This is a genomic window from Cobetia sp. BL01, from assembly GCF_056493605.1.
The window spans coordinates 160158-185881 of record NZ_JBVBEE010000006.1 but is presented as its reverse complement, the minus strand read 5'-3'; the positions used below and the strand labels follow the sequence as shown (position 1 = coordinate 185881).

The 25724-nt window shown below is 62.6% G+C and carries 20 protein-coding genes; 12 read left to right on the top strand and 8 right to left on the bottom strand.

All coding sequences use genetic code 11. The features are described from left to right. Positions 1-132: 132 nt before the first annotated feature. Positions 133-3222 (bottom strand): bifunctional [glutamate--ammonia ligase]-adenylyl-L-tyrosine phosphorylase/[glutamate--ammonia-ligase] adenylyltransferase, encoded by a 3090-nt coding sequence (gene glnE / locus ACZYGA_RS12495; protein ID WP_404626368.1) that lies wholly within the window; start codon positions 3220-3222, stop codon positions 133-135. Between the two features lie 80 nt (positions 3223-3302). Beyond that, positions 3303-3674, bottom strand: coding sequence for a diacylglycerol kinase (locus ACZYGA_RS12490; RefSeq protein WP_077378057.1), 372 nt, complete (start codon positions 3672-3674; stop codon positions 3303-3305). 292 nt (positions 3675-3966) lie between these two features. Between ACZYGA_RS12490 and nhaB the strand changes: the two genes are divergently transcribed. Next, positions 3967-5499 (top strand): sodium/proton antiporter NhaB, encoded by a 1533-nt coding sequence (gene nhaB, locus ACZYGA_RS12485; RefSeq protein ID WP_077378054.1) that lies wholly within the window; start codon positions 3967-3969, stop codon positions 5497-5499. A 163-nt stretch (positions 5500-5662) separates the two neighbouring features. After that, positions 5663-6640, top strand: a complete 978-nt coding sequence (locus tag ACZYGA_RS12480) for an MDR family oxidoreductase (RefSeq protein WP_404626365.1) — start codon at positions 5663-5665, stop codon at positions 6638-6640. Between the two features lie 316 nt (positions 6641-6956). On the opposite strand, the gene dacB is transcribed toward ACZYGA_RS12480, so the two are convergent. The 3 genes from dacB to ACZYGA_RS12465 form a co-directional block, all read right to left on the bottom strand. Continuing rightward, on the bottom strand, positions 6957-8411 hold the full coding sequence (gene dacB, locus ACZYGA_RS12475; protein ID WP_176494267.1) for a D-alanyl-D-alanine carboxypeptidase/D-alanyl-D-alanine endopeptidase: 1455 nt from the start codon (positions 8409-8411) through the stop codon (positions 6957-6959). Between the two features lie 179 nt (positions 8412-8590). After that, complete coding sequence (locus ACZYGA_RS12470; RefSeq protein ID WP_077378046.1) at positions 8591-8920, bottom strand: DMT family transporter; 330 nt, start codon at positions 8918-8920, stop codon at positions 8591-8593. A gap of 4 nt (positions 8921-8924) precedes the next feature. Beyond that, positions 8925-9377, bottom strand: coding sequence for a PACE efflux transporter (locus ACZYGA_RS12465; protein WP_077378043.1), 453 nt, complete (start codon positions 9375-9377; stop codon positions 8925-8927). A gap of 142 nt (positions 9378-9519) precedes the next feature. Between ACZYGA_RS12465 and ACZYGA_RS12460 the strand changes: the two genes are divergently transcribed. Then, positions 9520-10446: a LysR family transcriptional regulator gene (locus ACZYGA_RS12460; protein WP_084207855.1), complete on the top strand. Its 927-nt coding sequence runs from the start codon at positions 9520-9522 to the stop codon at positions 10444-10446. A gap of 6 nt (positions 10447-10452) precedes the next feature. Here the strand turns inward: ACZYGA_RS12460 and trmB are convergent, their stop codons facing one another. Continuing rightward, complete coding sequence (trmB, locus tag ACZYGA_RS12455) at positions 10453-11142, bottom strand: tRNA (guanine(46)-N(7))-methyltransferase TrmB (RefSeq protein ID WP_404626361.1); 690 nt, start codon at positions 11140-11142, stop codon at positions 10453-10455. A gap of 466 nt (positions 11143-11608) precedes the next feature. On the opposite strand from trmB, the gene ACZYGA_RS12450 reads away from it, so the two are divergent. The 4 genes from ACZYGA_RS12450 to ACZYGA_RS12435 all read left to right on the top strand — a co-directional run bounded on the left by ACZYGA_RS12450 (position 11609) and on the right by ACZYGA_RS12435 (position 17871). Continuing rightward, a complete protein-coding gene (locus tag ACZYGA_RS12450; RefSeq protein WP_176494288.1) occupies positions 11609-13483 on the top strand; it encodes a beta-ketoacyl synthase in 1875 nt (624 codons plus the stop codon). Positions 13484-13692: 209 nt separating this feature from the next. Next, positions 13693-14202, top strand: a complete 510-nt coding sequence (gene coaD, locus ACZYGA_RS12445; RefSeq protein ID WP_077378212.1) for a pantetheine-phosphate adenylyltransferase — start codon at positions 13693-13695, stop codon at positions 14200-14202. Between the two features lie 10 nt (positions 14203-14212). Continuing rightward, the gene (locus tag ACZYGA_RS12440) at positions 14213-14470 is read left to right on the top strand and encodes a YfhL family 4Fe-4S dicluster ferredoxin (RefSeq protein ID WP_077378030.1); all 258 of its coding nucleotides are present in this window, start codon (positions 14213-14215) and stop codon (positions 14468-14470) included. Positions 14471-14940: 470 nt separating this feature from the next. Further along, the gene (locus ACZYGA_RS12435; RefSeq protein ID WP_404626358.1) at positions 14941-17871 is read left to right on the top strand and encodes a sensor domain-containing diguanylate cyclase; all 2931 of its coding nucleotides are present in this window, start codon (positions 14941-14943) and stop codon (positions 17869-17871) included. Between the two features lie 143 nt (positions 17872-18014). Here ACZYGA_RS12435 and ACZYGA_RS12430 read toward each other — a convergent pair whose 3' ends face one another. Next, entirely contained in the window at positions 18015-18347 is a 333-nt protein-coding gene (locus tag ACZYGA_RS12430) for a hypothetical protein (RefSeq protein WP_404626356.1), read from the bottom strand. Positions 18348-18617: 270 nt separating this feature from the next. On the opposite strand from ACZYGA_RS12430, the gene ACZYGA_RS12425 reads away from it, so the two are divergent. The 5 genes from ACZYGA_RS12425 to ACZYGA_RS12405 all read left to right on the top strand — a co-directional run bounded on the left by ACZYGA_RS12425 (position 18618) and on the right by ACZYGA_RS12405 (position 24211). Continuing rightward, positions 18618-19211 (top strand): outer membrane beta-barrel protein, encoded by a 594-nt coding sequence (locus ACZYGA_RS12425; RefSeq protein ID WP_136939581.1) that lies wholly within the window; start codon positions 18618-18620, stop codon positions 19209-19211. Positions 19212-19367: 156 nt separating this feature from the next. Then, positions 19368-20714, top strand: a complete 1347-nt coding sequence (locus ACZYGA_RS12420) for an MATE family efflux transporter (RefSeq protein ID WP_084207852.1) — start codon at positions 19368-19370, stop codon at positions 20712-20714. Positions 20715-20883: 169 nt separating this feature from the next. Further along, positions 20884-22194 (top strand): short-chain fatty acid transporter, encoded by a 1311-nt coding sequence (locus ACZYGA_RS12415; RefSeq protein ID WP_404626350.1) that lies wholly within the window; start codon positions 20884-20886, stop codon positions 22192-22194. A gap of 262 nt (positions 22195-22456) precedes the next feature. Next, entirely contained in the window at positions 22457-22981 is a 525-nt protein-coding gene (locus ACZYGA_RS12410; protein WP_077378016.1) for an acyl-CoA thioesterase, read from the top strand. Between the two features lie 93 nt (positions 22982-23074). Further along, positions 23075-24211 (top strand): bifunctional transcriptional activator/DNA repair enzyme AdaA, encoded by a 1137-nt coding sequence (locus tag ACZYGA_RS12405; protein ID WP_284729204.1) that lies wholly within the window; start codon positions 23075-23077, stop codon positions 24209-24211. 20 nt (positions 24212-24231) lie between these two features. On the opposite strand, the gene ACZYGA_RS12400 is transcribed toward ACZYGA_RS12405, so the two are convergent. Continuing rightward, positions 24232-25683: an aminotransferase-like domain-containing protein gene (locus tag ACZYGA_RS12400; protein ID WP_404626347.1), complete on the bottom strand. Its 1452-nt coding sequence runs from the start codon at positions 25681-25683 to the stop codon at positions 24232-24234. Between the last annotated feature and the right edge of the window lie 41 nt (positions 25684-25724).

Sequence of the window (25724 nt, the reverse complement as noted above, 5' to 3'; positions counted from 1 at the left end):
AACGTTGTCTGGTGCACCCTTTCTTGGGGATGGCGACAGGGGATTGCGAGCATTGATATGGCGTTTAATCACGCCGCGCGAATCATCGGGACAGGGAATGCCTGAGCTGAACACGAAATGTCTGAGTCAAGATCACTCCCCCAGCAAGGATTGCCAGATGGCGATGACACGCTCGCGGTGCATGGCGATGAGCGGCACCTGTTCGAGATTGATGAGGCTGCCACGCTTTTCCAGCGCGAGGCGGTGGCTGGTATTGCGATAGGCCAGATAGGCCTCGCGCAGCTCACTGGCCTGTTCCCCCGGCAGGCGCCCACAGGCCTCCAGCGTCTCGAGCAGTCGCATGTTGTCACTCCATCTCAGAAGCTCAGGCTCCTGATGGCTCATCGACAACACGCAGTACTGGGCCAGAAACTCGATATCGACGATGCCTCCCGCATCCTGCTTGAGGTGGAACTGGCCTGCATCCCGGTCCTTGGCGGAACTCCCCAGGTGATCCCGCATCTTGTGGCGCATGGCGACGACTTCCTTGCCCAGGGCATCGGCCTCTCGGGCCTGCCCCAGCACCTCCCGACGTGTCTGCTCAAACGCCAGCGCCAGCGCCGGATCCCCCGCCACGGCACGTGCCCGCACCAGCGCCTGATGCTCCCAGGTCCAGGCCTGGGAAAGCTGGTAATCACGGAAGGAAGCCAGGCTCGAGACCAGCAGTCCGGAGTTGCCGGAAGGCCGCAGGCGCATGTCGACTTCGTAGAGGGCACCGGCCGGAGTCACCGCGGTCAGCAGATGAATGATGCGCTGACCCAGCCGGGTGAAGAACAGCGGGTTGTCGAGGGGGCGCGGGCCATCCGTCTGGCCCTTGCTGGCGGCATCGTGCAGGAAGACCAGATCCAGATCCGAGCCATAGCCCAGCTCGATGCCCCCCAGCTTGCCGTAGCCGACGATCACGAAGCAGCCGCTCAGACTGTCCCCGGTGATCGGCTGGCCATCCCGCCCCAGCGGAAAGCCGTGCTTGCGGGTCAGGGTCTTCCAGGCCATCGCCAGTACCTGCTCGAGGATCACCTCAGCGATGAAGGTCAGATAATCGCTCACCTTCATCAGCGGGCGCGCCCCCGCGATGTCGGAGGCCGCGACGTGCAGTACCTGGGCGTGCCGGAAGACGCGCAGCGCCTCGAGCAACGCCTCTTCATCCTCTTCGGGGATGCGTGACAGCGCGATGCGCAGCTCATCGGCCAGACGCACCTTGTCGGCGGGCGAGTAGAGATTGTGCGGGTGCAGCAGCTCGTCCAGCAGCACCGGATAGCGCGCCAGCTGCTCGGCAATCCAGGGGCTCGCCGCACACAGGCGCATCAACTGCGTCAGTGCATCAGGATTCTCGCGCAGCAGCGCCAGGTAGGCCGTGCGACGCAACACGGCCTCGATCAGCGGCAGCACACGCTCCAGTACGCGACTGGCATCATGCTCGCCGGGCTTTTCCGGGTCGCCCGCCGCCGAGCCCAGCGCCTGCAGCAATGAGGGCATCAAGGCATCCAGACGATCAAAACCGATGCGCTGCATCCCCTGCACTGCCCGTGAGCGACGCAGGCTGTTCAGGCGCCGCAGACTCTCGTCGGGTGCCTCGAATCCGCTTTCGGCGAGCAGCTCCCGACCCTCTTCCACCGTCAGCTCATCGCGCCACAGGGCACGCCACTCATCGAGTGCCTGCTGCCCTTCGGGCGGTTCGGTTTCCTCGTCTTCCGGCGCGGCGATCACGTTGTCGAAGTGCAGCCGGATGCGAGCGCGCACCTCTTCGAGTCGCTCGGTGAGCGCCTCCCAGTCCGGCAGCTGCATCGCCAGGGCGAGACGCTCGCGCCCCAGCGGGTCCAGCGGCAATGTCTGGGTCTGGCGGTCGGCCTGCGCCTGCAGGGCATGCTCAAGATCACGCAGGAAGACGTAATCCGGCACCAGCTCATCCACGACCGCCTGTGGCAGCAAGCCAAGCTCGGGCAGTCGCGCGAAGGCTGTCTTGAGTGAGGTGACCTGCAGTTCCGACTCGCGCCCACCGCGGATCAACTGGAAGGCCTGGGCGACGAATTCCACTTCGCGAATGCCACCGGACCCCAGCTTTATGTTGTCAGAGAGCCCGCGGCGCTTGACCTCGCGATTGATCATCCCCTTCATCTCGCGCAGGGATTCGATGGCGCCGAAGTCCAGATACTTGCGGTAGACGAAGGGCCGCAGATGTGCGATCAGTCGCTCGCCCGCGGTGATGCTGCCGGCCACTGGACGCGCCTTGAGCATCGCGTAGCGCTCCCATTCACGCCCCTGATCCTGGTAGTAGCTGGCCAGCATCGAGAAGCTGCCCACCAGTGGGCCGCCGTCCCCCAGCGGCCGCAGGCGCATGTCGACGCGGAACACGAAGCCATCGGCGGTCATCGCATCCAGCGCCGCGATCAACTTCTGGCCCAGCCGCGTGAAATATTCCTGGTGATCCAGCGACTTGCGCCCGCCCGTCGTCTCGCCCTTGTCGGGGAAGGCGAAGATCAAGTCGATATCGGAGGACAGGTTGAGCTCTCCGGCCCCCAGCTTGCCCATGCCGAGCACCACCAACCGCTGTGGCTCTCCGAAGCGATCCGCTGCCGGGCGGCCATAGCGCGGCTCAAGAAAGGCCTCCAGCCATCCCAGCGCACCTTCAAGCGAGACCTCGGCCAGTCGCGAGACCGCGCCCGCCGTGTCCCACATGCCCGTGCCATTGAGGTCACGCCAGATGATGCCCAGCATGCGCAGCTGGCGGAAACGCCGCAGCACCTGCTGCATCGCCTTTTCATTCTCGGCGGCCGACAGTCCCTCCGCCAGCCGTGCGCTCAATTCCCGTGGCGGCAAGGCGCGTTCAAGCTCGCCGCTCTCGATCAGTTCGGCCAGAAGCTCAGGGCGACGGCACAGGGTATCGAGAGCGAAGTCCGACAGCGTGACCAGACGGGCGAGCTCGAGACGTTGCTGCGCCCCCAGCGCCAGAAACGTCGCCACGGGCGAGCTGGCATCGCCGCGCATCTCGCTGAGACTCCGGGCCTGCATCAGGCTCTCGTTCAGACGCTCCCGTGCGGCGCCGGCAGCCTCCTCCAGTGTCTGGCGACTGTGCTCGGATTGCTGGCCGAGCAGCGACTCCAGCGGCAGGAAGTCTGCCGGCAGCGGGAGATCCGCTGACGGGCGGGAAGAGTGGGGTGATGAGGCGGGGGCGTTGTCGGGCATGGTCGTCTCCTTCGATCCGACCTTCAGCATAACGGAGGCAGAGGGGACATGACACGGCCATGCCCCACAGACGATATGCCCTATCCGAACAGCTTGTCGTAGAGCAGCGTGCCCCAGGTCAGGCCCGCGAAGATCAGACCGAGCATCACCGCTGCCGAGCCCATGTCCTTGGCGCGCCCGGACAGTTCATGAAACTCCGGGCCGATGCGATCGATCGCGCACTCCACCGCGGAATTGAGCAGCTCGACCATCAACACGATCAGGATGGAGCCGACCAGCAGCAGCCACTCGATGTGCGATTCCCCGATCCACCAGGCGAACGGCAAGAGTAGCGCGCACAGGATCAACTCCTGCCGGAAGGCTTCTTCATTGCGCCAGGCCGCCTTGAGCCCCTTGAGAGAGTAACGCGCGGAGTGCTTGAGGTGGGTCAGGCCGGTATGCCGTGATTTCATCTTCGGGTCTCGTGCAGACGCAGCACGGTGGCTGCAGAGGCCGATCTTTCAATCGGACGATGACGTTTACCAGAAACACGTCTCGGGAAGAGCTGCCAGCACACCGGCTGGCGACCTCGCAGCGCTAGCTGCGCGGTTTTCACGACCAAAGGCTACCCGAGACCTCATCACCGAGCATGCTCTAATACCGCCAGGCGCTCGATGACGGCGGCGATGATAGCAAAGCCCGCGATGTTGCGGCATTGCCGATACTGTCATCCAACAACAACAAGTCAACGCCCGGGAACTGCCCATGCCTTCCTCATCTCACGACACACGCCAGACACTCGGTCACGGACTGGCGCGCAACTTCCTCGGCCAATCGCCGCGCTGGTACAAGCAGTTGATGTGCCTGTTCCTGATCACCAATCCGCTGCTGCTGTGGTTCAGCGGCCCTCAGGGTGGGGTGATCGTCGGCTGGCTGTTGCTGGGCGAATTCATCTTCACGCTGGCCATGGCGCTCAAGTGCTACCCGCTGCAACCCGGCGGCCTGCTGGCGATCGAGGCCGTCGCCATCGGCATGGCCTCCCCGGATGCCATCATGCAGGAGATGGAGCGCAATCTGCCGGTGATCCTGCTGTTGATGTTCATGGTGGCAGGCATCTACTTCATGAAGCCGTTGCTGCTCTATACCTTCACCAAGATCATTCTCGGCGTCCGCTCCAAGACCTGGCTGTCGCTGATGTTCTGTCTGGCCAGCGCCCTGCTGTCCGCCTTCCTGGATGCCTTGACCGTGACCGCGGTGATCATCGGTATCGCGGTGGGCTTCTACTCCGTGTATCACAAGGTGGCGTCAGGCAAGAATTTCGATACCCAGCATGATCACGCCAACGACATCAGTGTCGAGGCGATCCATAGCGAAGATCTCGAGGACTTCCGCGGCTTCCTGCGCTCGCTGTTGATGCATGGTGCCGTCGGTACCGCGCTGGGGGGCGTCAGCACCATGATCGGCGAGCCGCAGAATCTGGTGATCGCCAAGGCCGCCGAGTGGGATTTCCTGTCCTTCTTCCTGCAGATGGCCCCCGTCACCCTTCCCACCTTCTTCGCCGGACTTGCGCTGTGCGTGCTGCTGGAACGCGGCCGCTGGTTCGGCTATGGCCAACGCCTCCCTGCCAGCGTCCGCCGGATTCTCGAGGACTATGATCGCCATCAGGATGCGCGCCGAACCCCGCGCGAGCGCGCAGCGTTGATCGTGCAGGGGGTGGTGGCCATCCTGCTGGTCCTGTCACTGGCGCTGCATCTGGCCGAGGTCGGGCTGATCGGGCTGGCGGTGATCATCCTGTTGACCGCCGGCAACGGCATCACCGATGAGCATCAGATCGGACGCGCCTTCCAGGAAGCGCTGCCCTTCACGTCACTGCTGGTGGTGTTCTTCACCATCGTCGCCGTCATCCACGAGCAGCATCTGTTCCAGCCCTTCATCCAATGGGTGCTCAGTCTGCCGATGGAGGACCAGGCGGGGGCGCTGTTCCTTGCCAACGGACTGCTGTCCGCCATCTCGGACAATGTCTTCGTGGCGACGGTATACATCACTCAGGTAAAGAACGAGTACCTGGCGGGCAACATCAGTCGTGAGCATTTCCATGCGCTGGCGGTGGCGGTCAACACCGGCACCAACCTGCCAAGCGTGGCGACCCCCAATGGTCAGGCGGCGTTCCTGTTCCTGCTCACCTCGGCCATCGCCCCGCTGGTCCGGCTGTCCTACGGGCGCATGGTATGGATGGCGCTGCCCTATACCGTGCTGATGACCCTTGTCGGCCTGGCCACCGTGCGCAGCTTCATCTGATCAGCGGCCCCGGTTGCGTCAGTCTCATCCCAATGTCGAGGTCTCGGGACTTCCCCGCGGCGTCGCTTGCAGGCACTGTGAGACCGAGCGTCTCACGCCAGACGCCCTGACACCTTCACGCAGGAAGAGCGCCAACACCAACGCCAATCACGAGGAGACTGCCATGTCCCGCGCACTGATGCTGCACGACGAGCCCCCACGCGCCCGAGTCGTCGAACTCTCCGATGATCAGCTACCCGACCTGCCTGTCACGGTGGCCATCGAGCGTTCCGGCCTCAACTACAAGGATGCGCTGGCCATCACCGGCCGTGGCAAGATCGTGCGCGAGCTGCCCTTCGTGCCGGGCATCGATTTCGCGGGTCGTGTCGAGGCCTCCGATTCGCCGGACTTCCAGCCAGGCGACGAGGTCATCCTGACCGGCTGGGGCGTGGGCGAGCGTCATTGGGGCGGACTGGCCGAGCGCATGCGCGTCAAGCCCGAGTGGCTGGTCAAGCGCCCCGCGAACCTGAGCGCCGAACAGGCCATGGCCTTCGGCACGGCGGGCCTGACTGCCATGCTGTGCGTGATGCGTCTCGAAGAGGCCGGCCTGACGCCCCAGCAAGGCCCGGTGATCGTCACCGGTGCCACTGGCGGGGTCGGCAGCTGGGCAGTGCAGATGCTGGCCGGGCAGGGCTTCGAGGTCCACGCGGTCAGCGGCAAGGCCGAGCAGCGTGAGTGGCTCGAGTCACTGGGTGCGAGCGAGGTCCATCTGCGCAGCGATTTCGAGGAGAAGGGCCGTCCGCTGGAGAAGAGCCGCTGGGCCGGTGCCGTGGATACCGCCGGTGGCCAGGTACTGGCCAACCTGCTGGCGCAGATGCATTACGATGGCAAGGTGGCGGCCGTGGGACTCGCGGCGGGCGCCGACCTGCCCACCAGCGTGATGCCATTCATCCTGCGCGGCGTCTCATTGCTCGGCGTCGACAGCGTGATGATCAATGCCGAGCGTCGCCAGCAGGTGTGGCAACGACTGGCCGAGGTCTCCAGCGAGCTGCACGCGCGGATGCAGCTGGAGACGGTGGGACTGGATGACATCGCGGCACGTGCCGAGGCCATGATCGACGGCAACATCAGTGGCCGCGTACTGCTGGATCCCGCCCGCTGACATGCCAGCGCGCACCACGAATCGCAGCCGATCACGGAAAAAATGCGCCATTGCCACGAAAATTGCGCCAAGTCATTGATTGTTGCGGTGCAATACGCTGTTTGAGGTTAGCCAAGGCGGCCTCACGACGCTATGCTCTAGGCATCTCGTTACGCCCTGTCGAGCGTCCCGAGTGCCCTCCCCTCAGCCATGCCGGGCGTGTGGAGGATCACCCCGCCTTCGGGCGGGGTTTTTTGTGCCTGTCACACAGGCCATGAAGACGAAAGCCCCCGCCAGCTGGCGGGGGCTTTCGTGTCATGCAGTCACGGCCGATGGATCAATTGCGCTCGATCATCGCAGTCAGGTCCTCCGCGACCGGATCCAGCACCTGCGGCCAGGAAAGATACGGCACGGCGGCACGCCCGTTGACCATCACGGCAAAGGCTCCCCAGCGGCCTGTCTGGGTGCGGAAGTAGCCCGAGATGGCGCGCACCGGCACAGGATTGTTGAGCGTTCCCGTCTTGACCATCACGTGGTTGCGGAAGGTCTCGCTGCCGCGCCGAATGAAGCGCATCGGACCATTGGCCGGTGCCTGAAGCCCAGCAACGAAAGTGGGGAACAGGGCCGGACGGTGGTACATGCTGTCGAGCAACGCGATCAGACCGTTGACGCTGGTACGGTTCTGCGAGGTCAGACCACTGCCTGAATATAGCGTCAGCGGACCGTGACCCGGAATCGCGCTGGCGAAGGTCTCAAGCTTGGCGCCTCCCTGACGCAGCGTGGCCTGACTGCCACCGACCAGTGCCAATGTCAGCTGGTCGGCCATGAAGTTGTTGGAGTAGTTGAGCATCCGCGTCAACAGCTCCTGCATCGGCTTGCCCTCGACACTCCCCAGCTGTACCGCACTGGAAGGCGGCGCCGTGGTGGTGATATCCACGCCGCCCGTGACCGCGATGCCGGCACGCGCCAGCATGTCGCGCATCAGCTCGCCGGTATACAGCGCCGGATTGGACACGGCACGGTAGATGCTGCGCGGCTGGCTGTCGGCGGCGATGGTGCCACTGACGACCAGCGTATCGCGCCCGTTGCTGGTGGTACGCCGCGCATTGAGGGCATTCTTTCCGCCGGCCGCGACGGTGGTGACCTGATTGTCGAAGATCTCGGTGGGCTGGGTCGTGTCACAGCTGGCAAGTCGCGCCGGCGCCTGACTGCCCGCCCCCGGCATCACCTTCACGCACCAGCTGGCATAGTTGCTGGCCGCGGACGACAGCAGCGCATCATAGGCGTTGCTCGAGCGACGCGAGGCATTGCAGCGATCGGTACTGATGCATGGCACCGGCCCGAAACGCCACTGACTGACCAGCAGGCGTCCCTCGATGCGCCGGATGCCTCTGAAGCGCAGCTCTTCGGTCAGGCGCCACAATTCTTCACTGGTCAATGCCGGGTCACCACTGCCCTCGAGCACCAGATCGCCGGTCAACACGCCGTCATTGATCGAGCCCGTGCTGCGCAGACGTGTGGAGAAGCGATACTGCGGCCCGAAACGGTCCAGCGCCGCGCCAGCGATATAGAGCTTGGACAACGATGCGGGCGTCAATTGCAGGCCGGGATCGACCGAGGCCAGCGTCTCGCCGGTGTCCAGCATGCGAGCCTGGGCACTGACGATGAAGCCCTTGTCAGCCAGGCGAGTGAGGTTGTCGAACCCGGCTGCCTGCGCCGGCCCGGTCGCCACCAGGGTAGCGCCTGCGGCGATGGCCAGTCCGCGCAGCGAGCGCGTGAAGCGCAGCGGCATTCCCGACACCGCGGGGTGTGCCGCTGCCTTGAACGGGCGAAGCAGCGAAGAGAGCAACGTGGGCAGCAACGCAGGTCGCGCAGAGGTTGGTGCAGTGCGAAGTAGAGGCATGAGGCATCCAGTGACGTCGTCGGTGAGCATCCATGTCACAGCCGGATTGGCGCCGTGATGCCTCTAGCTTAATGAGGAGTGGCGCTGGAAAACAGATGCAGGACGGCAACTCCCCCCACGATCATCGCCAGACCCAGGATCGCCGGCAGGTCCGGCATCTCGCGATAGACCACCGCGCCGAACAGGGTGACCAGCACGATCCCCAGTCCAGACCACACCGCATAGGTGACGCCCAGCGGCAGGTCCCGCAGCACCAGCGTCAGAAGATAGAAGGCGATGCCGTACCCCACCACCACGATCAGGCTGGGGCCGAGTCGCGAAAAGGACTCGGAGGCCTTGAGCGCACTGGTCGCGATGACCTCTGCCAGTATTGCCAGCGCCAGAAAGACATAACTCATCGACTCACCTCATGGAATGTGGTGACGGGTGCTTCCGCTCACGGGCTGCCTTGCGTGCCAGCAGGCGGGTCATGACCGCGTCGAACAGTGGATTGAAGATCATGGCCCAGACAAGGAAAAAGGCCACGAAACCAAGGTCCAGCAACAGTGCCTGCCATAGCCCGATCTCCAGCCAGGCCGCGACGAGGAAGACCGTCACCAGCACCAGCCCCAGCTCGAAGCCGAGTGCCTGGGTGATGCGCTGAAGCATATTGCGCTGGCGAGTCGGTACCCAGCGGTCGAACATCCAGTTCCAGACCGTACTCCAGATCACGGCCAGCGTGGACATCACCACGGCCAGGCTCCCCATGCTCGCCAGATCATGCCCCGTCAACATGGCGGACAGCGGGGCCACGATCAGAATGCCGCCCAGCTCCAGCAACCCAGCCTGTGCCAATCGCTCTTTGTTGGAACGCATCACCGAGACTCCTGCTCAGACTTCGCACATGATGCCGTGCGGCTGTGCGAGGTGGATATGTCAGGCATTCTAGAGGTCATGGAGATGGATGAAAGTTAGTATCCATCTAGTATTCAGATGGATCGAGGCAAGAGGAAAGGCAATGAACTGGACACTGGAACAGCTGACGACGCTGCGTTGCGTCGCGGAAACGGGGTCTTTCTCCGCCGCGGCACGTCGTCTGGGCCGTGCGCAGTCCGCCGTCAGCACCGCCATCGCCAATCTGGAGATGGACCTGGGCTGCGAACTGTTCGATCGCACCCCGCGCACCCCCATCCTGACACCTGCAGGCAAGGCACTGCTGCACGAAGCCAATAGCGTACTGGTGCAATGCCAACGCCTGGAGGCTCGTGCACGCACCCTCAGCGAGGGCCTGGAAGCCAGCCTGACACTGGCGATCGATGAAGCGCTGGTGGAGATGCCACCCGTGATGGAAGTACTGGAAAAGATGGCGGTGCAGTATCCGACACTGACACTGAATCTGCTCAATGGGGCTCAGGATGAAGTGGCGCGCTGGGTGGAGCAGCACGAGGCCAACCTCGGCATCCTGTTCTGCCAGCCGCTCTGTGCCATGGCACTGGAGCGGGAGGCACTGGGACGACTGGAGCAGGTGCTGATCGTCGCCCGCGACCATCCCCTGGCACAGCTCGAGAGCCCGACCCACAGCGATCTGGCGGATCACCGTCAATTGATGATCGGTCAGCGTCAGCAGCTGGGCCCCGGCCAGGAAGCTCCTCGTTCACAGCGTTTCTGGCAGCTCAACAGCTTCTATGCCATGGCGGAACTGACGACACGTGGCCTGGGCTGGGCACAGGTGCCACGCCACATCGCCCATTACCCGCCCTTCCAGAAGCGGCTGGCGATACTGGACCTGAGTGCACTGGGCGCCACCGCCGATATCGATATCGAATTGATCTCGCGACGTGACAGCCCCCGCGGCCCTGCCGCCAGCTGGCTGCGCCAATCACTGCGCGACACCTTCCGTGACAGTCACGCCGCCATCGCCAACCAGAACCTGCCGCCGGCATGACACGCCTCACACCTGCAGGGGGTAACGCTCAGGCGTGTGCTCGAGCTGGCATTCAAGGCGCCACAGCGCCTGACCGGACTCATGATACTTGCGCTCGAAGTGGGTCAGATAATCGCCCTGCGGGACAAAGGCCTCTGCCGTCACCTCGACACCGGTGGCATGACCGATGGCCTGAGCGAATTCCAGTGCGTAGATCTGCCAGTTGGTGCGCAACTCGAGCCGACCGCCCAATGCCATGATGATCGGAAATACCGGATGGCCTTGCCAGCGCATCTTGAGGTGACGCGCCTTGGGATAGGGATTGGGATACAACAGGGTGTGATGAGCCGGCGCCCAGCCTGCCGCCAGTGCGAGACGCCAGAAATCAACGAGATCAGCACGTACCAGCAACGCGTTGTCCGGAAGCTCGCCGTGCTTGCGAGTGAGGCGGTCCTCGCTGCGATCGACCCCGATCACCGCATGATCCGGATGGGCCAGTGCCAGCAGGCGGGTCGAGCGCCCGACGCCACAGCCGCTGTCCAGCCACAAGGGCTTGTCCTGTTCCGCCAGCCAGCGTTGCGCCTGTTCAAACGCCTCACGCGTGTGCTCCGCGACTGGCTTGCGAAGCGGATGTGCCATCGCACGGCGTACGCGCCGCTCGATGTCCTCGTGGGGGCCGGACTGGGGAGAGTCGATCTGACGGGAGTTGGCGTACATCGGAATTCCAGTGGCAGGCGAGCAGAAAATGGACGAGGGAATTCTAGCAGATTCCTCTTCCGGGAATCCGCCGCGCCCCGCTCGGTCTGGCGGCAAGCGCCGGCAGGCAATGCACAAAAAAAGGCGCATGCCTCTCGGCACGCGCCTACACCAACTCTAGCGACTCAAACAGCCCCTGAAGCATCTCATCCGTCACGCCCATAATCAAACAAACGATTGATCTTTTTTCGTGACCCAGGACCTCGGTGGAATGGCCTACCCTGCAACGCAGGATATCGCACAGTGTTCGCAGCGAGTCCTCGCTAGCGCCGCAGCCTGAGAGCAGGGTGCATGACGCCTGTATTGAGGGGGTGTTATCATCGCGGCATCATTTGGACGAATGCCCGCAGAGGCGTCGCCCAGACCAACGACTCACAGCATTTTTCACGAGGAAAGCGGCTTGTCACACTTACCGGTGATCGTCGGCATGGGCGGAGTCAACGCCGCCGGCAGGACTTCGGGTCATCAAGCCTTCCGGCGCACGGTGCTCGAGACTCTGTCGGAGACGGACCGCCAGGAGACCCTGCTGGGCCTTGCATCGCTCATGAATCTCGCCCGCTGCGACGAGCAGGGTCAGTGGTTCGATGCCGAAGGCCAGCCCGCCGAGGCACAGGCACTCGCGGCTCGTCTGGAAGAGCAGGTACTGGCACATTCCCTGATTCGTCGCATCGAAGACGAACGCTTCAATGACGCCGGGATTCCCGCCAACCGCCAGTCACGCCTGACGTTGACCGAGGACCTGAGCTTCACCCTGCGCAGCCGCCAGCTGCCGGAGCAGCCACCCGCCGCGTGGCAGATCCGCGAGCTGGACAATCGTCGCGTCGAAGTCACGGTGCCGGCAGGCGAATTCGATGTCCTGCTGCCGGACAACCGCAGGGCACTGGTGCGCGCCGCCGGTCAGCTGCCCAGCGGCTTCGCGCCGGAGCAGCTCTACCGCAGCGTGCATCACCCTCGCGGCCTGTCGATGACCATCTTCGGCGCCAGTGATTGCCTCGGCGACAGCGGACTTGACTGGGACTCGCTGCGCGACAGCCTCGACCCCGACGACATTGCCGTCTATGCCGGCAACTCGATCGGCCAGATGGACACTGAAGGCTGGGGCGGACTGATGAAGTCCTTCGTGGCCGGCGAGCGCGCCACCTCCAAGCAGATGCCGCTGGGCTATGCCCAGATGCCGGCCGACTTCCTGAATGCCTATGTGCTTGGCAATGTCGGGGGAGCCGGTGCCGCGATGGGTGCCTGCGCCAGTTTCCTCTACAACCTGAAGCTGGGCCTGAATGACATCCGCAGCGGACGCCGTCGCGTGGTGATGGTAGGCACGGCGGATGCGCCCATCACGCCGGAAGTCATTGAAGGGTTCCGCAGCATGGGGGCGCTGGCCGATGACGAGAGCCTCAAGGCCCTCGATGCACTGGAAGTCCTCACTGACAGCGATTACCAGAAAGCCTGCCGTCCCTTTGCGCGCAACTGCGGTTTCACCATCGCCGAAGCGACCCAGTTCGTGATTCTGATGGCGGACGAGCTGGCGCTGGAGACCGGCGCTCGCATCCTGGGCAGTGTCCCGGATGTCTTCGTCAATGCGGATGGCTGGAAGCGGTCCATCTCGGCACCTGGCGTCGGCAATTACATCACGCTGAGCAAGGCGGTGGCGCTGGCGCGAGACATCGTCGGTGATGAAGGCGTACGCCAGCGCAGTTTCGTGCATGCACACGCCACCTCCACACCGAAGAACCGCACGACCGAATCCCATGTGCTCAACGAGGTGGCGCGGGCCAACGGTATCGAAGCATGGCCTGTCGTGGCGGTGAAGACCTTCGTCGGCCACAGCCAGGGCAGCGCGGCGGGTGATCAGACGGTCTCGGCACTCGGCAGCATGACCACCGGCATTCTGCCGGGCATTCCGACGCTGGATGCCATCGCCGAAGACGTGCATCACAGCCACCTCGACATCCGACGCGAAGCTCGCGAATTCTCGGCCGATGTCGCCTTCATCAATGCCAAGGGATTCGGTGGCAACAACGCCAGCGGCGTGGTGCTGTCGGCCGATGTCACGCTGAAGCTGCTGACAGCGCGACATGGTGACGACGCCCTGGCGGCCTGGCGTGAGCGCAGCGGCCTCTGTGAGCAACGTCGGGCGGACTATCTGGACAAGGCGCAGCGCGGTGAATTCACGCCGACCTACCGCTTCGGCGAGGGTGTGCTGGAAGGGCCGGAGCTTGAGATCACTGATCGCGAGATCCGCATTCCGGGATACGCGAAAGCCGTCTCTCTCAAGGTCGACAACCCCTTCGGGTCACTCTAGCGACACCTCGTGAGTGACTGCCATGAAGAGCGCTCCCCCAGCCTGCTGGCCACAGCAAGGCTGGGGGTTCTACACTCGGACTGGCCACCAGCTTTCGCTCGTTGCCCGCAGGCGTCTTGCACCAAGACCAGAGCGCAGGCTTCTCATCCTTCGTCGTCCATTGCAGCAAGGCCGTCCGCGATGGCCCGCTGACAGAGCACGAGTTCGTCATGCCCAAGAACATTGCCGTCTACCCTGGCACCTTCGATCCGATCACCAATGGCCATACCGACCTGATCGAGCGTGGTGCTCGCCTGTTCGACAAGGTCATCGTCGCGGTCGCCTACAGCCCGAGCAAGCAACCCGCCCTTCCACTGGAACTGCGCATCGAGCTTGCCCGACAGATTCTCTCGCATCTCGACAATGTCGAGGTCATCGGTTTCAGTTGTCTGCTGACGGAGCTGCTGGAACAGCAGAATGCGCGTATCATTCTGCGCGGCCTGCGCGCGGTATCCGACTTCGAGTACGAGCTGCAGCTGGCCAACATGAACCGGGCACAGGCGCCGCACGTCGACAGCCTGTTCCTGACCCCGGAACTGCAGAACTCCTATATTTCATCGACCATCGTGCGCGAAATCTCGCGACACGGGGGTGATGTGTCGCGTCTGGTGCACCCGATAGTGGCCGAGGCTCTTGCCAGCCACTTCAATCCGCCCGGCGCCGACACCGCCACAAGCTGAGGACACCACCATGGCCCTGATCATCACTGATGAGTGCATCAACTGCGACGTCTGCGAGCCGGAATGTCCCAATGGCGCCATCTCGCCGGGTGAAGAGATCTATGTCATCGACCCGGACCTGTGCACCGAGTGCGTCGGCCACTTCGATGAGCCGCAATGCCAGCAGGTCTGCCCGGTTGACTGCATCCCGCTCGACCCGGCCAACAAGGAAAGCCAGGAAGAGTTGATGGAGAAGTACCAGATCATCACGGCTGCGCTGGGCAACTGATCTGCACCTGCCCGCCACCACGAGCGCCTGCCCCGGTCAGGCGCTCGTGGTGGACTGACACTCCTGCAACGCCTGTAGAAGCCATGCCCTGATTCCCTCCTTGGCAGCATTCCTCTCCCTCCTGTCCTGTCGCCTCTCCTTTCTCCTCCCGCTTGCTCGTCTCTCTTCTATTGTTTTCTCCCTTCACTCTTCTCTCTTCACTGGCTTTTCAACCTCTTCCATCCTGCGTGCTTCGCGATGTGCGATGACCGCACGAGTCTCAATGCCAGCGGTCAGCCGCTGACACCGTGCAGGACGGCTCGCCTTGCGCGACTTCCCGGGAGGCAGGCGCCTCGCACTTTCATCAGCGATAAAGAATATGATGGTGGATAGCGCGACTATCGGTTAATTTCTGTTAGTACACAGTAACAGAAGTATTCTATCCTGTAGGGATACAGTCACCGATCGCCCTTCACGCGCACGGAATGCACATGTCATCACGCCAACTGCCGTCAGCCCTGAAAATGCCAGCCTTCAAAGCCCATACTCCACTTCCCGCCTCGGGATTGGTCGGTCTGGCCGGAATGCTGGTCTTGATGGTGCTGCTGATCCTGCTGCCACGCCCCGATATCTTCACGTCAGTCGCGCAATACCTCATCCCTCATTCACTGCTTGAGATCGGTGCGGTACTGGTCGCCTCGATGGCGGCCATCTCCATCTTCCAGGGCCATCGCAGCACGGTCCCCGTCAGCTTCGTGGTGATGGGCTGTGCCTTTCTGCTCTCGGCCTTCTTCGACCTGATTCATATCTTCAGCTATGACGGCATGCCGAACTTCGTCAGTGAGGCGTCGGTACAGAAAGCCATCCACTTCTGGCTGGCGGGGCGGACGGCCTTCGTCGTGGCGCTGCTGGCACCCTGCCTGATCACCTCACGCCCGATGACGCGCCGCCGGCTGCCACTGGCGTTCGTCTTGACGCTTGTCATTGGCCTGCTGGTCAGCTGGGTAGGGCTCTATCATCTTGACTACCTCCCCGCGACCTTCATCCCCGGAAGCGGCCTGACGGCGTGGAAGATCGGTTACGAATGGGTACTGGCGATCGGATCCCTGATCGCCGCGATCCTGCTGCTCAGCTCCCGACGTCTGCCCGAGGGCACCAACATCAGCTGGCTGGCCGTCGCCGCGCTTGCCACTGGCCTCTCGGAGCTCTGCTTCACCCTGTATGCCACTGCCCACGACGTCTTCAATCTCCTGGGGCACCTGTACAAGGTGGCCGCCTACGGCATGCTCTACCACGCCATCTATTCCTCACGCCTGGTCTACCCCTACCAGCGACTCAAGGACATGAGCAGTGCGCTGGCAGAAGCGGAACAGCGCTGGCAGTTCGCGCTGGAAGGTTCAGGCGCCGGTGTCTGGGACTGGAAGCAGGACAGCGATCAGGTCTTCTACTCTCCGCAGTGGAAAGCGACGCTGGGCTATGAAGAAGAGGACATCGGCAGCAGCTTCGACGAATGGAAATCGCGCATACACCCTGACGACATGCAGCGGACGCTGGAAGACCTCAAGCAACACTTCGAGGGGCACAGCGTCGAGTACCGCAACGAGCATCGCATGCTGACCCGCAGCGGCGAATGGAAGTGGATTCTGGATCAGGGAAGAGTCGTCGAACGCTCACCGGACGGTCGACCATTGCGCATGATCGGCACTCACAGCGATATCGACTGGATCAAGGAACAGCAGCAACGCCTGATCACCAGTCGGGCACGGCTGCGCTCCATCTACCATTCGGCCCCCGTGGGCATCATCGTGGCAGATCGCAGCGGCACCATCGTCGATGCCAACTCCGCCATGCACAACCTGTTGGGCAGAGGTGAAGCCGAGCTCTTCCAGCAGTCCCTCTGGGGGCTGTTCTCCCTCGAGGAAGTCAGTCGCCTGAAGCGTGCCTGGGGGCAGCTCCAGCGCGAGGGCGGCAACTTCCAGGACGAATACCACATGCAGACCGCGCGCGGGCATCTGTTCTGGGCGGAAGTCACCCTTACTCCGCTTGAAGGCGAGGATCGCACCCTGGTACTGGTCAACAACATCGAGGACCGTCGCCGCGCCATCGAATTGCTGGAGGAGAACGCGACGCTCTATCAGGAAGTCTTCAGTACCGGCAACGCCATCAAGCTGCTGATCGATCCGGAACTGGCTGAAATCATCGATGCCAACCCGGTCGCCGCCGATTTCTACGGCTACAGCATCGGTGAGATGTGTGGCATGCCCCTGGGACGCATCAACGTGCTGGCAAGCCAGACGCTCTCGAAGCGCATTCGTTCGGTGGTCAACCGTACTGACAACCACTTTGAGGCCAGCCATCAGCTGGCCAACGGCGAACTGCGTGACGTCGAGATCTTCACAGGCCCGGTTGACCTCAATGGCCGCACCCTGCTGTTTTCGATCGTGCACGACATCACGGATCGCAAACGCGCGCAACGAGACCTCCAGATCGCCAATCTCAAGCTGTCGCGCCTTTCGGAGAGCCGCACCCAGATCCATCATCTTTCGGAACGCTTGCTGACCTGCTCACGACTGGACGAGATCGTCACCCAGCTCAATGTGCGCCTGCCCAGCCTGTTCGCCGGCTGCGAGGGCACGCTGCAACTGGCAGATCCGGCGGATCACCAGCAGAAGACACATATCCAGTGGGGGACGGCTCCGACGGAAGTCTGCGTACTCAATCACTCACTGAGCGTCGGGGATACGGTGATCGGCAACTTCACGCTGCAGATCCCCTCTGACAGCGAGAGTCAGGAGCACCTCCGCCCGCTGGCAGAGGACGTCTGTCAATTGATCATGCTGGCGCTGGCTGACCTGCAACTGAAACAGGGGCTGGCCCATGAGGCACGTCGGGACACCCTCACTCGACTCTACAATCGCCGGCATCTGGATGAAGTGCTGCCACAGAAACTGGCAGAAGCCAGCATCGGCAACCCCCTTTCACTGGTAGTTCTGGATCTGGACAACTTCAAACAGGTCAATGATACCTACGGTCATGAGATGGGGGACCAGGTTCTGTCTCGCCTCGCCAGCATCATCCGCGAGTCGCTGCGCAGCTCGGATGAAGCCTGCCGTTATGGTGGGGAAGAGTTCGTCATTCTGATGCCGGGGGCCAGCGCTGCCGTGACACGCGCACGCGTCGAAGCCATCCTTGAAGCCTTCCGGGAAGAAAGTTTCGAGCATGACACCCTGGGACAGCTGACAGGGCTGAGCTTCTCCGCCGGCGTCGCCAATGCTCCCCACGACAGCCAATCGACCGACACGTTGTTCAGCATGGCCGACAACGCGCTCTATCAGGCCAAGCGCTCGGGCCGTCAACGCGTTCTGTGCTTCAACAATCTGCCCCCCACCGAAGACCATCGAGTCACGACCTCTCCCAGATGAGGCCTCGTGATATTGCAGCGCTCGAGTTCAGCCTCTTTCCGCTGACCCCGCACACGACACCGCCGGCCATGATGGCCGGCGGTGTCGTGTGCGGGGTCATTGCTTCATGGCATGACTCTCCTTGCACCATGCCAAGGCAGATCTCACATTTCCTCGGCCCGCCGACTCATCTCACATCCCAGACAGCGTCGGAACGTAGCTTCGGCTGGCGTCTTGACCAACGTCTCTGCAGTGGCGTCCAGATTGCCCCCGAGAGCCGCAAAAGGCGCTGACACCAAGAAGACTGCCGTACCCGCGACTGTCGTCAACAACAACAGAGGACGCCCGATCAAGGCATCTGCCACCATGGCACCGGCTCTGGGGCCTGACTGCTCCGGCTCGCCAGGCAGGTCCAGCGCCTGAGCGGGCATGGCCATGGCAAGGGTCATCACCCCACCCGCCACGAGTCCCAACCACCCTTCTTGTCTTGTTTTCATTCCCCTAACTCCCTGTAGGCTGCATGGATGCACTCGCGTCCCCACCAGGATGGTGGCCTGTAGGCGCACGACTCCACTCAAGTGTATCAGGTGAAGACATTCCGACTGGAGAGTGTGCATTCCGGGTGGTCAACGTTGATGGTGCGTCGCATCAAGGATACTGTTGCGAGAATGCTTATAATACAATATGACGATATATTAGACCTGCGGTGATATTATATAACTCGTACGAAACCATCATAATCAATAACACGTGCAAGGATAACGATCATGTTTGCAAGGATGCTATTCACCGGTGCTCTGCTTTTCTCGGCAACACAGGCTCATGCCGCTGGCGATACCGCACCATCTGACAAGTTCTATCTGGGTGGGGGCGCCGGTCAGGCTGTCTATCACAGTGACACTCTCGATGATATCGATGACATCGAGGGCGCCAATGTTGATGAAAGGGATGCCGCTTATACGCTGTTCGGCGGTTATCGATTCAACCCGAATTTCAGCATGGAAGTCGCCTACGTCAACCTGGGGGAGGCAACGGGCAAGGTCAGCGGCGTTGGTCAGGTCGCGTCCTTTGAAGTCGATGGCGTATCGGCTTCACTGCTGGGTCGCTTGCCAATCGACGGTGGCTTGAGCGTAATCGGGCGCATCGGCGCCATCAAATGGGACTCCGAGGCCAAGCTTCTCAACGACAAGGAAAAGGACAACGGTACTGACCCCATTTTCGGTGGCGGCCTTGAGTACAGCAATCAATCCCTTTTCGCCCGTGCTGAATACACGCGTTATATGCTCGATGTGGACAGTGGCAGCTCCGACGAAGATGTCGACATTGACCTTTGGAGCTTGAGTGCTGGCATGTATTTCTAAACGGCGCTTCCTTTTCTTTAAATAGTCATTCAAGAATCATCGCCTGTTGTTGATGCCCTGCAGAGTTTTGCAGGGCATCATCATATCCAGAGCTCCTCAAAGCCATTGACGACTTCTTTCGCAAGGGTAGGCTTGTACCACCTGAATGGAGCGCCAATGACCGATTCTTCACGACAAGCCGACCCCTCTTCTCCATCGGCCGCTCGCACCGACCGCCATCTCTGGCAGCTCGCCTGGCCGATCATCCTTTCCAATATCTCGGTGCCGTTGCTCGGACTGGTGGATACCGCCGTGGTCGGGCATCTGGAAGATGCGATCTATCTGGGTGCCGTCACGCTGGGCGCGGTGCTGTTCAGCTTCCTTTACTGGGGCTTCGGCTTCCTGCGCATGGGCACGACCGGCATGACGGCCCAGGCACATGGCCGTGGCGATCACGACCGGCTGCGAACGCTGCTCGGACAGGGCATTCTGCTGGCACTGGCCATCGGCATGCTGCTGATGCTGCTCGGCTCACCGCTCATTTCGCTGGGCCTGGGCTTGATGGAGGCCAGCGAGACCACTCGCGCACTGGCCCATGACTACGCCAGCATTCGCCTGTGGTCGGCACCCGCCGTACTGATCAATTACGTGATACTGGGCTGGTTTCTGGGCCTGGGGAATTCACGGGTGACGCTGGGTATCCTGGTGCTGACCAATGTGCTCAATATCGTGCTGGATCTCGCCTTCGTCCCAGGCCTGGGGATGACCAGTGATGGCGTGGCCCTGGCCAGTGTGATCGCGGATTACTGCGGGTTGGCGGCCGGCCTGTGGCTGGTGTCACGTCAACTCTCCCGCATGCCGGGTCACAGTGATCGCGCCGCCCTGTTGTCACTGTCCGCCTGGAGCGTACTGATCCGCGTCAATCAGCACCTCTTCGTGCGCACCCTGTGTCTATTGGGCGCCACGGCCTATTTCACGTCCCAGGGAGCCAGCTTCGGGGACGAGACTCTGGCGGCCAATGCCGTGCTGCTGCAATTCGTGATGATCACGTCCTACGGGCTCGATGGTTTCGCGCAGGCTGCTGAATCAGAGGTCGGCCGCGCCGTGGGACAGGGAGACTGGCAGCGCTTCACTCGCAGCGTCAGGGCGGCTACGCGCTTCTCGTTGGTTACTGCCGCCGCCGCAAGCCTGCTGCTATGGCTCCTTGGCCCGCAGATGATCGCCCTGCTGACGGACCTGCCCGAGGTACGACAACTGGCAATCACCTATCTGCCCTGGATGGTCGCCATGCCGTTGGTGGCCGTATGGAGCTACCTGCTGGACGGGATCTTCATCGGTGCCACGGCGACACGTGAAATGCGCAATACGCTGGTGGTCTCCCTGCTGGCATTCATCGGACTGTGGCCCCTGCTCGAGAGCTTCGGAAATCATGGCCTGTGGCTGGCGTTCCTGCTGTTTACCAGCGTTCGTTCTGTCGTGCTCGGCGGCTACTATCTGCATCATCGCCGTCACCACTGGCGCTGAACCCTATCGAGCAGAGCACGCCCTGTGTTGATCCAGCGATGAAGTGCTCGCCAGGCGCATCGGAGCCCTACCCCTCGACCATCGCGCGATACTCTACTGCTATCGGATAGACTAATGTGAGCATGCCAACCCAACTCCCATACCGATAAAAAGCCACAGGGAGCATCACATGCTGCAATCGCTATCCCGGCCAGCCGTCAAGCTGGTCGAGCGCTATCTACCTGACCCCTATATCTTCGTATTGCTGTTGACCGTCGTCGCGGCCGCAGCCGCCATGCTGATCGAGCAACGCTCCCCCGCCGAGGTAATGCGCTACTGGGGCGATGGCTTCTGGAATCTGCTGACCTTCTCCATGCAGATGCTGCTGGTATTGATCTCGGGGTTCATGCTCGCCAATACGCCGCCGGTGAAGAAGGGCCTGGCCAGCATCGCCTCGCTGGCCAGAACGCCTAGCAGTGCCATCATGCTGGTCACCTTCGTCTCGCTGATCGCCAGCTGGATCAACTGGGGCTTCGGACTAGTGATCGGTGCACTGTTCGCCAAGCAGCTGGCCAAGATGATCAAGGTGGATTACCGGCTGCTGATCGCCAGCGCCTACTCAGGTTTCGTGATCTGGCATGCGGGCATCTCGGGCTCGATTCCGCTGACCATCGCCACCGCGGGCCACTTCACCGAGGAGAGCATCGGCATCGTGCCCACCTCGGACACCATCTTTGCCTTCTTCAATATCGCCATCGTCGCGGCGCTGCTGCTGATCATGCCGCTGGTCAATCGCGCCATGATGCCCTTCGAGAAGGAAAGCGTGTACGTGGATCCGGCCCTGCTGGAGGAAAAGCCCACCGAGATCAGCGACCAGCCTCGTCCCGCCGAGCGTCTCGAGAACTCACCGATCCTCGCCTGGGTCGTGGGGCTGTTCGGCCTCGCCTGGCTGGTGGATCACTTCGTGATTCGTGGCGGTGGCCTGAATCTCAACGTGATCAACTTCAGCTTCCTGTTCCTGGCCATCGTGCTGCATGGCACGCCGCGCAAGCTGCTGGACAGTCTGAACGAGGCCATCAAGGGCGGCGCCGGTATCGTCATCCAGTTCCCCTTCTATGCCGGCATCATGGCCATCATGGTGCAGTCCGGACTGGCGACTACCCTCTCCGAGGGATTCGTGTCGATCGCCAGCGCCGAGAGCCTGCCGTTCTGGTCCTTCATCAGTGCCGGTATCGTCAATCTGTTCGTACCTTCCGGTGGTGGGCAGTGGGCGGTTCAGGCACCGGTCATGATTCCTGCCGCCCAGGCATTGGGTGCCGACCTGCCACGCGTCGCGATGGCCGTCGCCTGGGGCGATGCCTGGACCAACATGCTGCAGCCTTTCTGGGCACTGCCTGTCCTGGCCATCGCGGGCCTGAAGGCCAAGGACATCATGGGGTTCTGTCTGGTGCAGCTGCTGGTGACCGGTATCATCATCTCACTGGGGCTGACCCTTCTATGAGAAGGTCGCCGTGACGAAATATCTCTGACGAGACGTTCGAACGCCACGACTCCCGGCCCCTCGCAACGTCATGCCACCTGGCCCCCGGGGAGTGATTCCTCGGGGGCCAGGTCGTTCAGAGAGTGCTGATATGCCGCTCACAGGGTGCCAAGTGACGCCGAATCCCTCAGACTGTCAGGGACAAGAATCATCCCGCTCCGATACCCGTCCCCAGGGTCACTCGAGCCTTTCTGACCCTGACTCGCTCATCAAGGATTCCTGCATGAATGACACCCAGCCTGATCAGGCCACCCTCAATGACGCCCTCCCCGGTCAGCACCAGTTGATCATGACCGAGTTGATGACACCGGACATGGCCAACTTCAGCGGCAAGGTGCACGGTGGCGCCATTCTCAAGAAGCTGGATGAAGTCGCCTACGCCTGTGCCAGCCGCTACAGCGGCAGCTACGTCGTCACTCTGTCGGTGGACCAGGTGCGCTTCAAGCAGCCGATTCACGTCGGCGAGCTGGTGACCTTCCTGGCCTCCGTCAATCATGTCGGCCGCTCCTCGATGGAAATCGGCATCAAGGTCGTCGCCGAGTCCATCCAGGGTCGCCTGATTCGTCATACCAACAGCTGCTACCTGACCATGGTCGCGGTGGATCCGGACGGCAATCCGGTTCCGGTGCCGCCACTGAACCTGGAAACCCAGGAGCAGAAACTGCGCTTCCACAAGGCCGCGATTCGCAAGAAGCTGCGCAAGCAGGCCGAGGAAGAGGAAAAGCGCCAGGAATCGATGGAATTCTGAGACACCGATCTCGAAAGCCAGTGCAAGATGCGGAGTGCGAGGTAGTCGCCACGTGGCGATACTGGGCGGAACTCCGTCACAGCGAGACGAACGATGACTCCTTCACGAGCGGCACAAGACGCCATCTGGCAACGCCTGCTGGCTCGCCAGTCGATTGCCGGTGAGTCATTGCGCTATGGCGTGATCACCACCGGCATCTTCTGCCGTATCGGCTGTCCCTCACCGCCTCCACGGCGTGACAATGTCAGGTTCTTCCCTGACACCCGCGCCGCGCATGCAGCCGGGCTGCGCGCGTGCCGTCGCTGTCACCCAGAGACGGATTCATCCTCGGACAACCGCGATATCCCCGACATGCCACACTGGCTCATCGCCGTCTGTCGGCAACTGGAAGCCGCTGTCGCCGAGAGCCGGCCGACACCGTCACTGAGCCGTCTGGCCATCCTCACGGGCCTTGGCAGCTCTCACCTTCAGCGCCGCTTCAAGGCCTGGCTCGGCCTGTCGCCCAGCGACTATGCCAGCGGACTGCGCCAGCTGCGCTTTCATGATCTGCTCGAACAAGGGCGCGGTGTCACCGACGCCATCCTCACGGCAGGCTATCGCTCCACCAGCCGTGCCCATGCACGCGCCGGCGGCATGACACCCAGCGCTCGTTCGAAAGGAGGCAGTGGCGAGACACTATTGGCGATGCACTGGCCATGCAGTTTCGGTATGCCCGAGCATCACTGCTGGCTGAGCGCCGCGCTCAGTGAACGTGGAGTGGTGGCCATCCAGCTGACGGATAGCCGTGATGCTGGGCAGAGTGCTCTGGAAGCTCGTCTGCCAGAGGCTGACTGGCAACAGGTGACACCCGACGACGAGGCAGGGCAATCACTGCATGCAATGCTCGGTGCACGCCTGCTGGCACTCTGCGAGACTCCACAGACGAGCCAGACGCTCTTCATCGAGCTGCCGCTGGATGTGCGCGGTACCGCATTTCAGCTGCGTGTCTGGCAGCAACTGAATACCACCCTGAGCGGCGAGACCCTGACCTACCGGCAACTGGCCGAAGCTCTGGGGCGACCCACTGCCAGCCGCGCCGTCGCCAATGCCTGCGGTGCCAACCCCCTCGCCCTGCTGACGCCCTGCCACCGCGTGGTGCGGGGTGATGGTGGTCTCGGTGGCTATCGCTGGGGAGTGGAACTCAAGCAGGCAAGGCTGGCTCAGGAGGCCGAATCCTCCGGCAGATCATGAGGCTCGCCAGCGCACAGCGGCTAGAGCGTCGTGCAACGCAACGGCGGCGGGGCATGCAGCACCTCACGGACGATCTCCAGGGCCCGCGTCAGGACCTCACGATTCTCGGCGGCACTCAGGCACAGCCGCAATGCCTGTGGTGGAGGTTCATTGCCGACACAGAAAGGCTCGGCACTGGTGACATGTACCCCGCGCCGAGCCAATGACTCGACCACAGCCTGGCTACGCTGCCCTTCGGGTAGCACCAGCCACAGATCGAACGATGAAGGCCGCGAAGAGAGCGTCCACTCCCCCAGCAGAGTACGTGCCAGTCGCTGGCGCGCCCGCATCTCCTCCACCTGCCAGTCCACCAGTTGTGTCGCATTGCCACTGGTCAGCCAGGCGCAGACCGTTTCCATCAACAGCGGTGCCACCATCCAGCTGTGACTGCGCAGCACCGCGCCAATCCGGGACAGCACTTCCACCGGGGCGCGCAATACGCCCAGACGCAGACCGCCAGCCAGCAATTTGGAGGTACTGAAGACATACAGGGTGCGCTCAGGTGCCATCTGATAGAGACGAGTCCCGCACTCCTCCCTCGGCAGATACTGCACGCCGTCTTCCAGAATCCAGAAATCGTGCTGGCGCGCAAGGGCAACCAGCGCCTCTCGCCGTGCGTGGGACAGCTGCGCCGCCCCCGGATTGTTCTGCTCGGCCATCACGTAGACCATCCTGGGCACCTGCTGGCGACACAGCCGCGCCAGAGCCTCGACATCCATGCCCTCCTCATCCAGCGGTACTCGCAGCAGCTTCAGGCCCCGCTCAGCACTCGCGGCGATCAGTCCGGGGTAGGTCAGCGCTCCCGTGACCACCGCCTCTCCGGGGGCCAGCAAGGCCGACAGCGCGAGAGTAATGCCATTCTGCCCTCCCTGCGTCAGCATCAGCTCCTCGGGGTCGACCGGCATGCCGAGCTCGCTCATCCAGCTCGCCAGCAATTGGCGATGACTGCCCACCCCGAATTCATTCTGGTATTCGACACTCCGCACCAATGCCTCGGGGGAGTGGCTGATCGCGGTCAGCGCCGCCGCCATCCCCTGCTGCCGCGCCGGATGCGGCGGTGGCAGGCTCATGGTGAGATCCATCACACCAGAGGATGCCGAAAGGGAGTCATCCGACTCCGCCGCGATCCCGAATGATGGCCTGGCATGCAAGGCATGTCCGAAGCGCCTGTCGGGCACAGGCCCCGCGCTGACCGGCGCATTGACGTAGGTTCCGCTCCCCACACGCGCCCTGACCAACCCATGTCGCTCGGCCTCGGCATAGCCGCGTGTCACGGTACCGATCGTCACGCCCAGCGCATCCGCAAGTCGGCGTTGCGGCGGCAGTCGCTCATCCTCCTTGAGCAGGCCTGAGGCGATATCGAGGCGGATGGCCTCCGCCAGCGCACGATAGCGCGGCAGGGTGGGATCAAGTGTCGGAGTCCATATTGTCATGGTGACAAAAAACCTGTTGACGGTAATTGTCATCAGATTAT

What these genes read in the sequence shown, in the direction of transcription:
- glnE (WP_404626368.1), bottom strand. Translation starts at nt 3,222, where the DNA reads ATGCCCGACAACGCCCCCGCCTCATCACCCCACTCTTCCCGCCCGTCA.
- ACZYGA_RS12490 (WP_077378057.1), bottom strand. Translation starts at nt 3,674, where the DNA reads ATGAAATCACGGCATACCGGCCTGACCCACCTCAAGCACTCCGCGCGT.
- nhaB (WP_077378054.1), top strand. Translation starts at nt 3,967, where the DNA reads ATGCCTTCCTCATCTCACGACACACGCCAGACACTCGGTCACGGACTG.
- ACZYGA_RS12480 (WP_404626365.1), top strand. Translation starts at nt 5,663, where the DNA reads ATGTCCCGCGCACTGATGCTGCACGACGAGCCCCCACGCGCCCGAGTC.
- dacB (WP_176494267.1), bottom strand. Translation starts at nt 8,411, where the DNA reads ATGCCGCTGCGCTTCACGCGCTCGCTGCGCGGACTGGCCATCGCCGCA.
- ACZYGA_RS12470 (WP_077378046.1), bottom strand. Translation starts at nt 8,920, where the DNA reads ATGAGTTATGTCTTTCTGGCGCTGGCAATACTGGCAGAGGTCATCGCG.
- ACZYGA_RS12465 (WP_077378043.1), bottom strand. Translation starts at nt 9,377, where the DNA reads ATGCGTTCCAACAAAGAGCGATTGGCACAGGCTGGGTTGCTGGAGCTG.
- ACZYGA_RS12460 (WP_084207855.1), top strand. Translation starts at nt 9,520, where the DNA reads ATGAACTGGACACTGGAACAGCTGACGACGCTGCGTTGCGTCGCGGAA.
- trmB (WP_404626361.1), bottom strand. Translation starts at nt 11,142, where the DNA reads ATGTACGCCAACTCCCGTCAGATCGACTCTCCCCAGTCCGGCCCCCAC.
- ACZYGA_RS12450 (WP_176494288.1), top strand. Translation starts at nt 11,609, where the DNA reads ATGGGCGGAGTCAACGCCGCCGGCAGGACTTCGGGTCATCAAGCCTTC.
- coaD (WP_077378212.1), top strand. Translation starts at nt 13,693, where the DNA reads ATGCCCAAGAACATTGCCGTCTACCCTGGCACCTTCGATCCGATCACC.
- ACZYGA_RS12440 (WP_077378030.1), top strand. Translation starts at nt 14,213, where the DNA reads ATGGCCCTGATCATCACTGATGAGTGCATCAACTGCGACGTCTGCGAG.
- ACZYGA_RS12435 (WP_404626358.1), top strand. Translation starts at nt 14,941, where the DNA reads ATGTCATCACGCCAACTGCCGTCAGCCCTGAAAATGCCAGCCTTCAAA.
- ACZYGA_RS12430 (WP_404626356.1), bottom strand. Translation starts at nt 18,347, where the DNA reads ATGAAAACAAGACAAGAAGGGTGGTTGGGACTCGTGGCGGGTGGGGTG.
- ACZYGA_RS12425 (WP_136939581.1), top strand. Translation starts at nt 18,618, where the DNA reads ATGTTTGCAAGGATGCTATTCACCGGTGCTCTGCTTTTCTCGGCAACA.
- ACZYGA_RS12420 (WP_084207852.1), top strand. Translation starts at nt 19,368, where the DNA reads ATGACCGATTCTTCACGACAAGCCGACCCCTCTTCTCCATCGGCCGCT.
- ACZYGA_RS12415 (WP_404626350.1), top strand. Translation starts at nt 20,884, where the DNA reads ATGCTGCAATCGCTATCCCGGCCAGCCGTCAAGCTGGTCGAGCGCTAT.
- ACZYGA_RS12410 (WP_077378016.1), top strand. Translation starts at nt 22,457, where the DNA reads ATGAATGACACCCAGCCTGATCAGGCCACCCTCAATGACGCCCTCCCC.
- ACZYGA_RS12405 (WP_284729204.1), top strand. Translation starts at nt 23,075, where the DNA reads ATGACTCCTTCACGAGCGGCACAAGACGCCATCTGGCAACGCCTGCTG.
- ACZYGA_RS12400 (WP_404626347.1), bottom strand. Translation starts at nt 25,683, where the DNA reads ATGACAATATGGACTCCGACACTTGATCCCACCCTGCCGCGCTATCGT.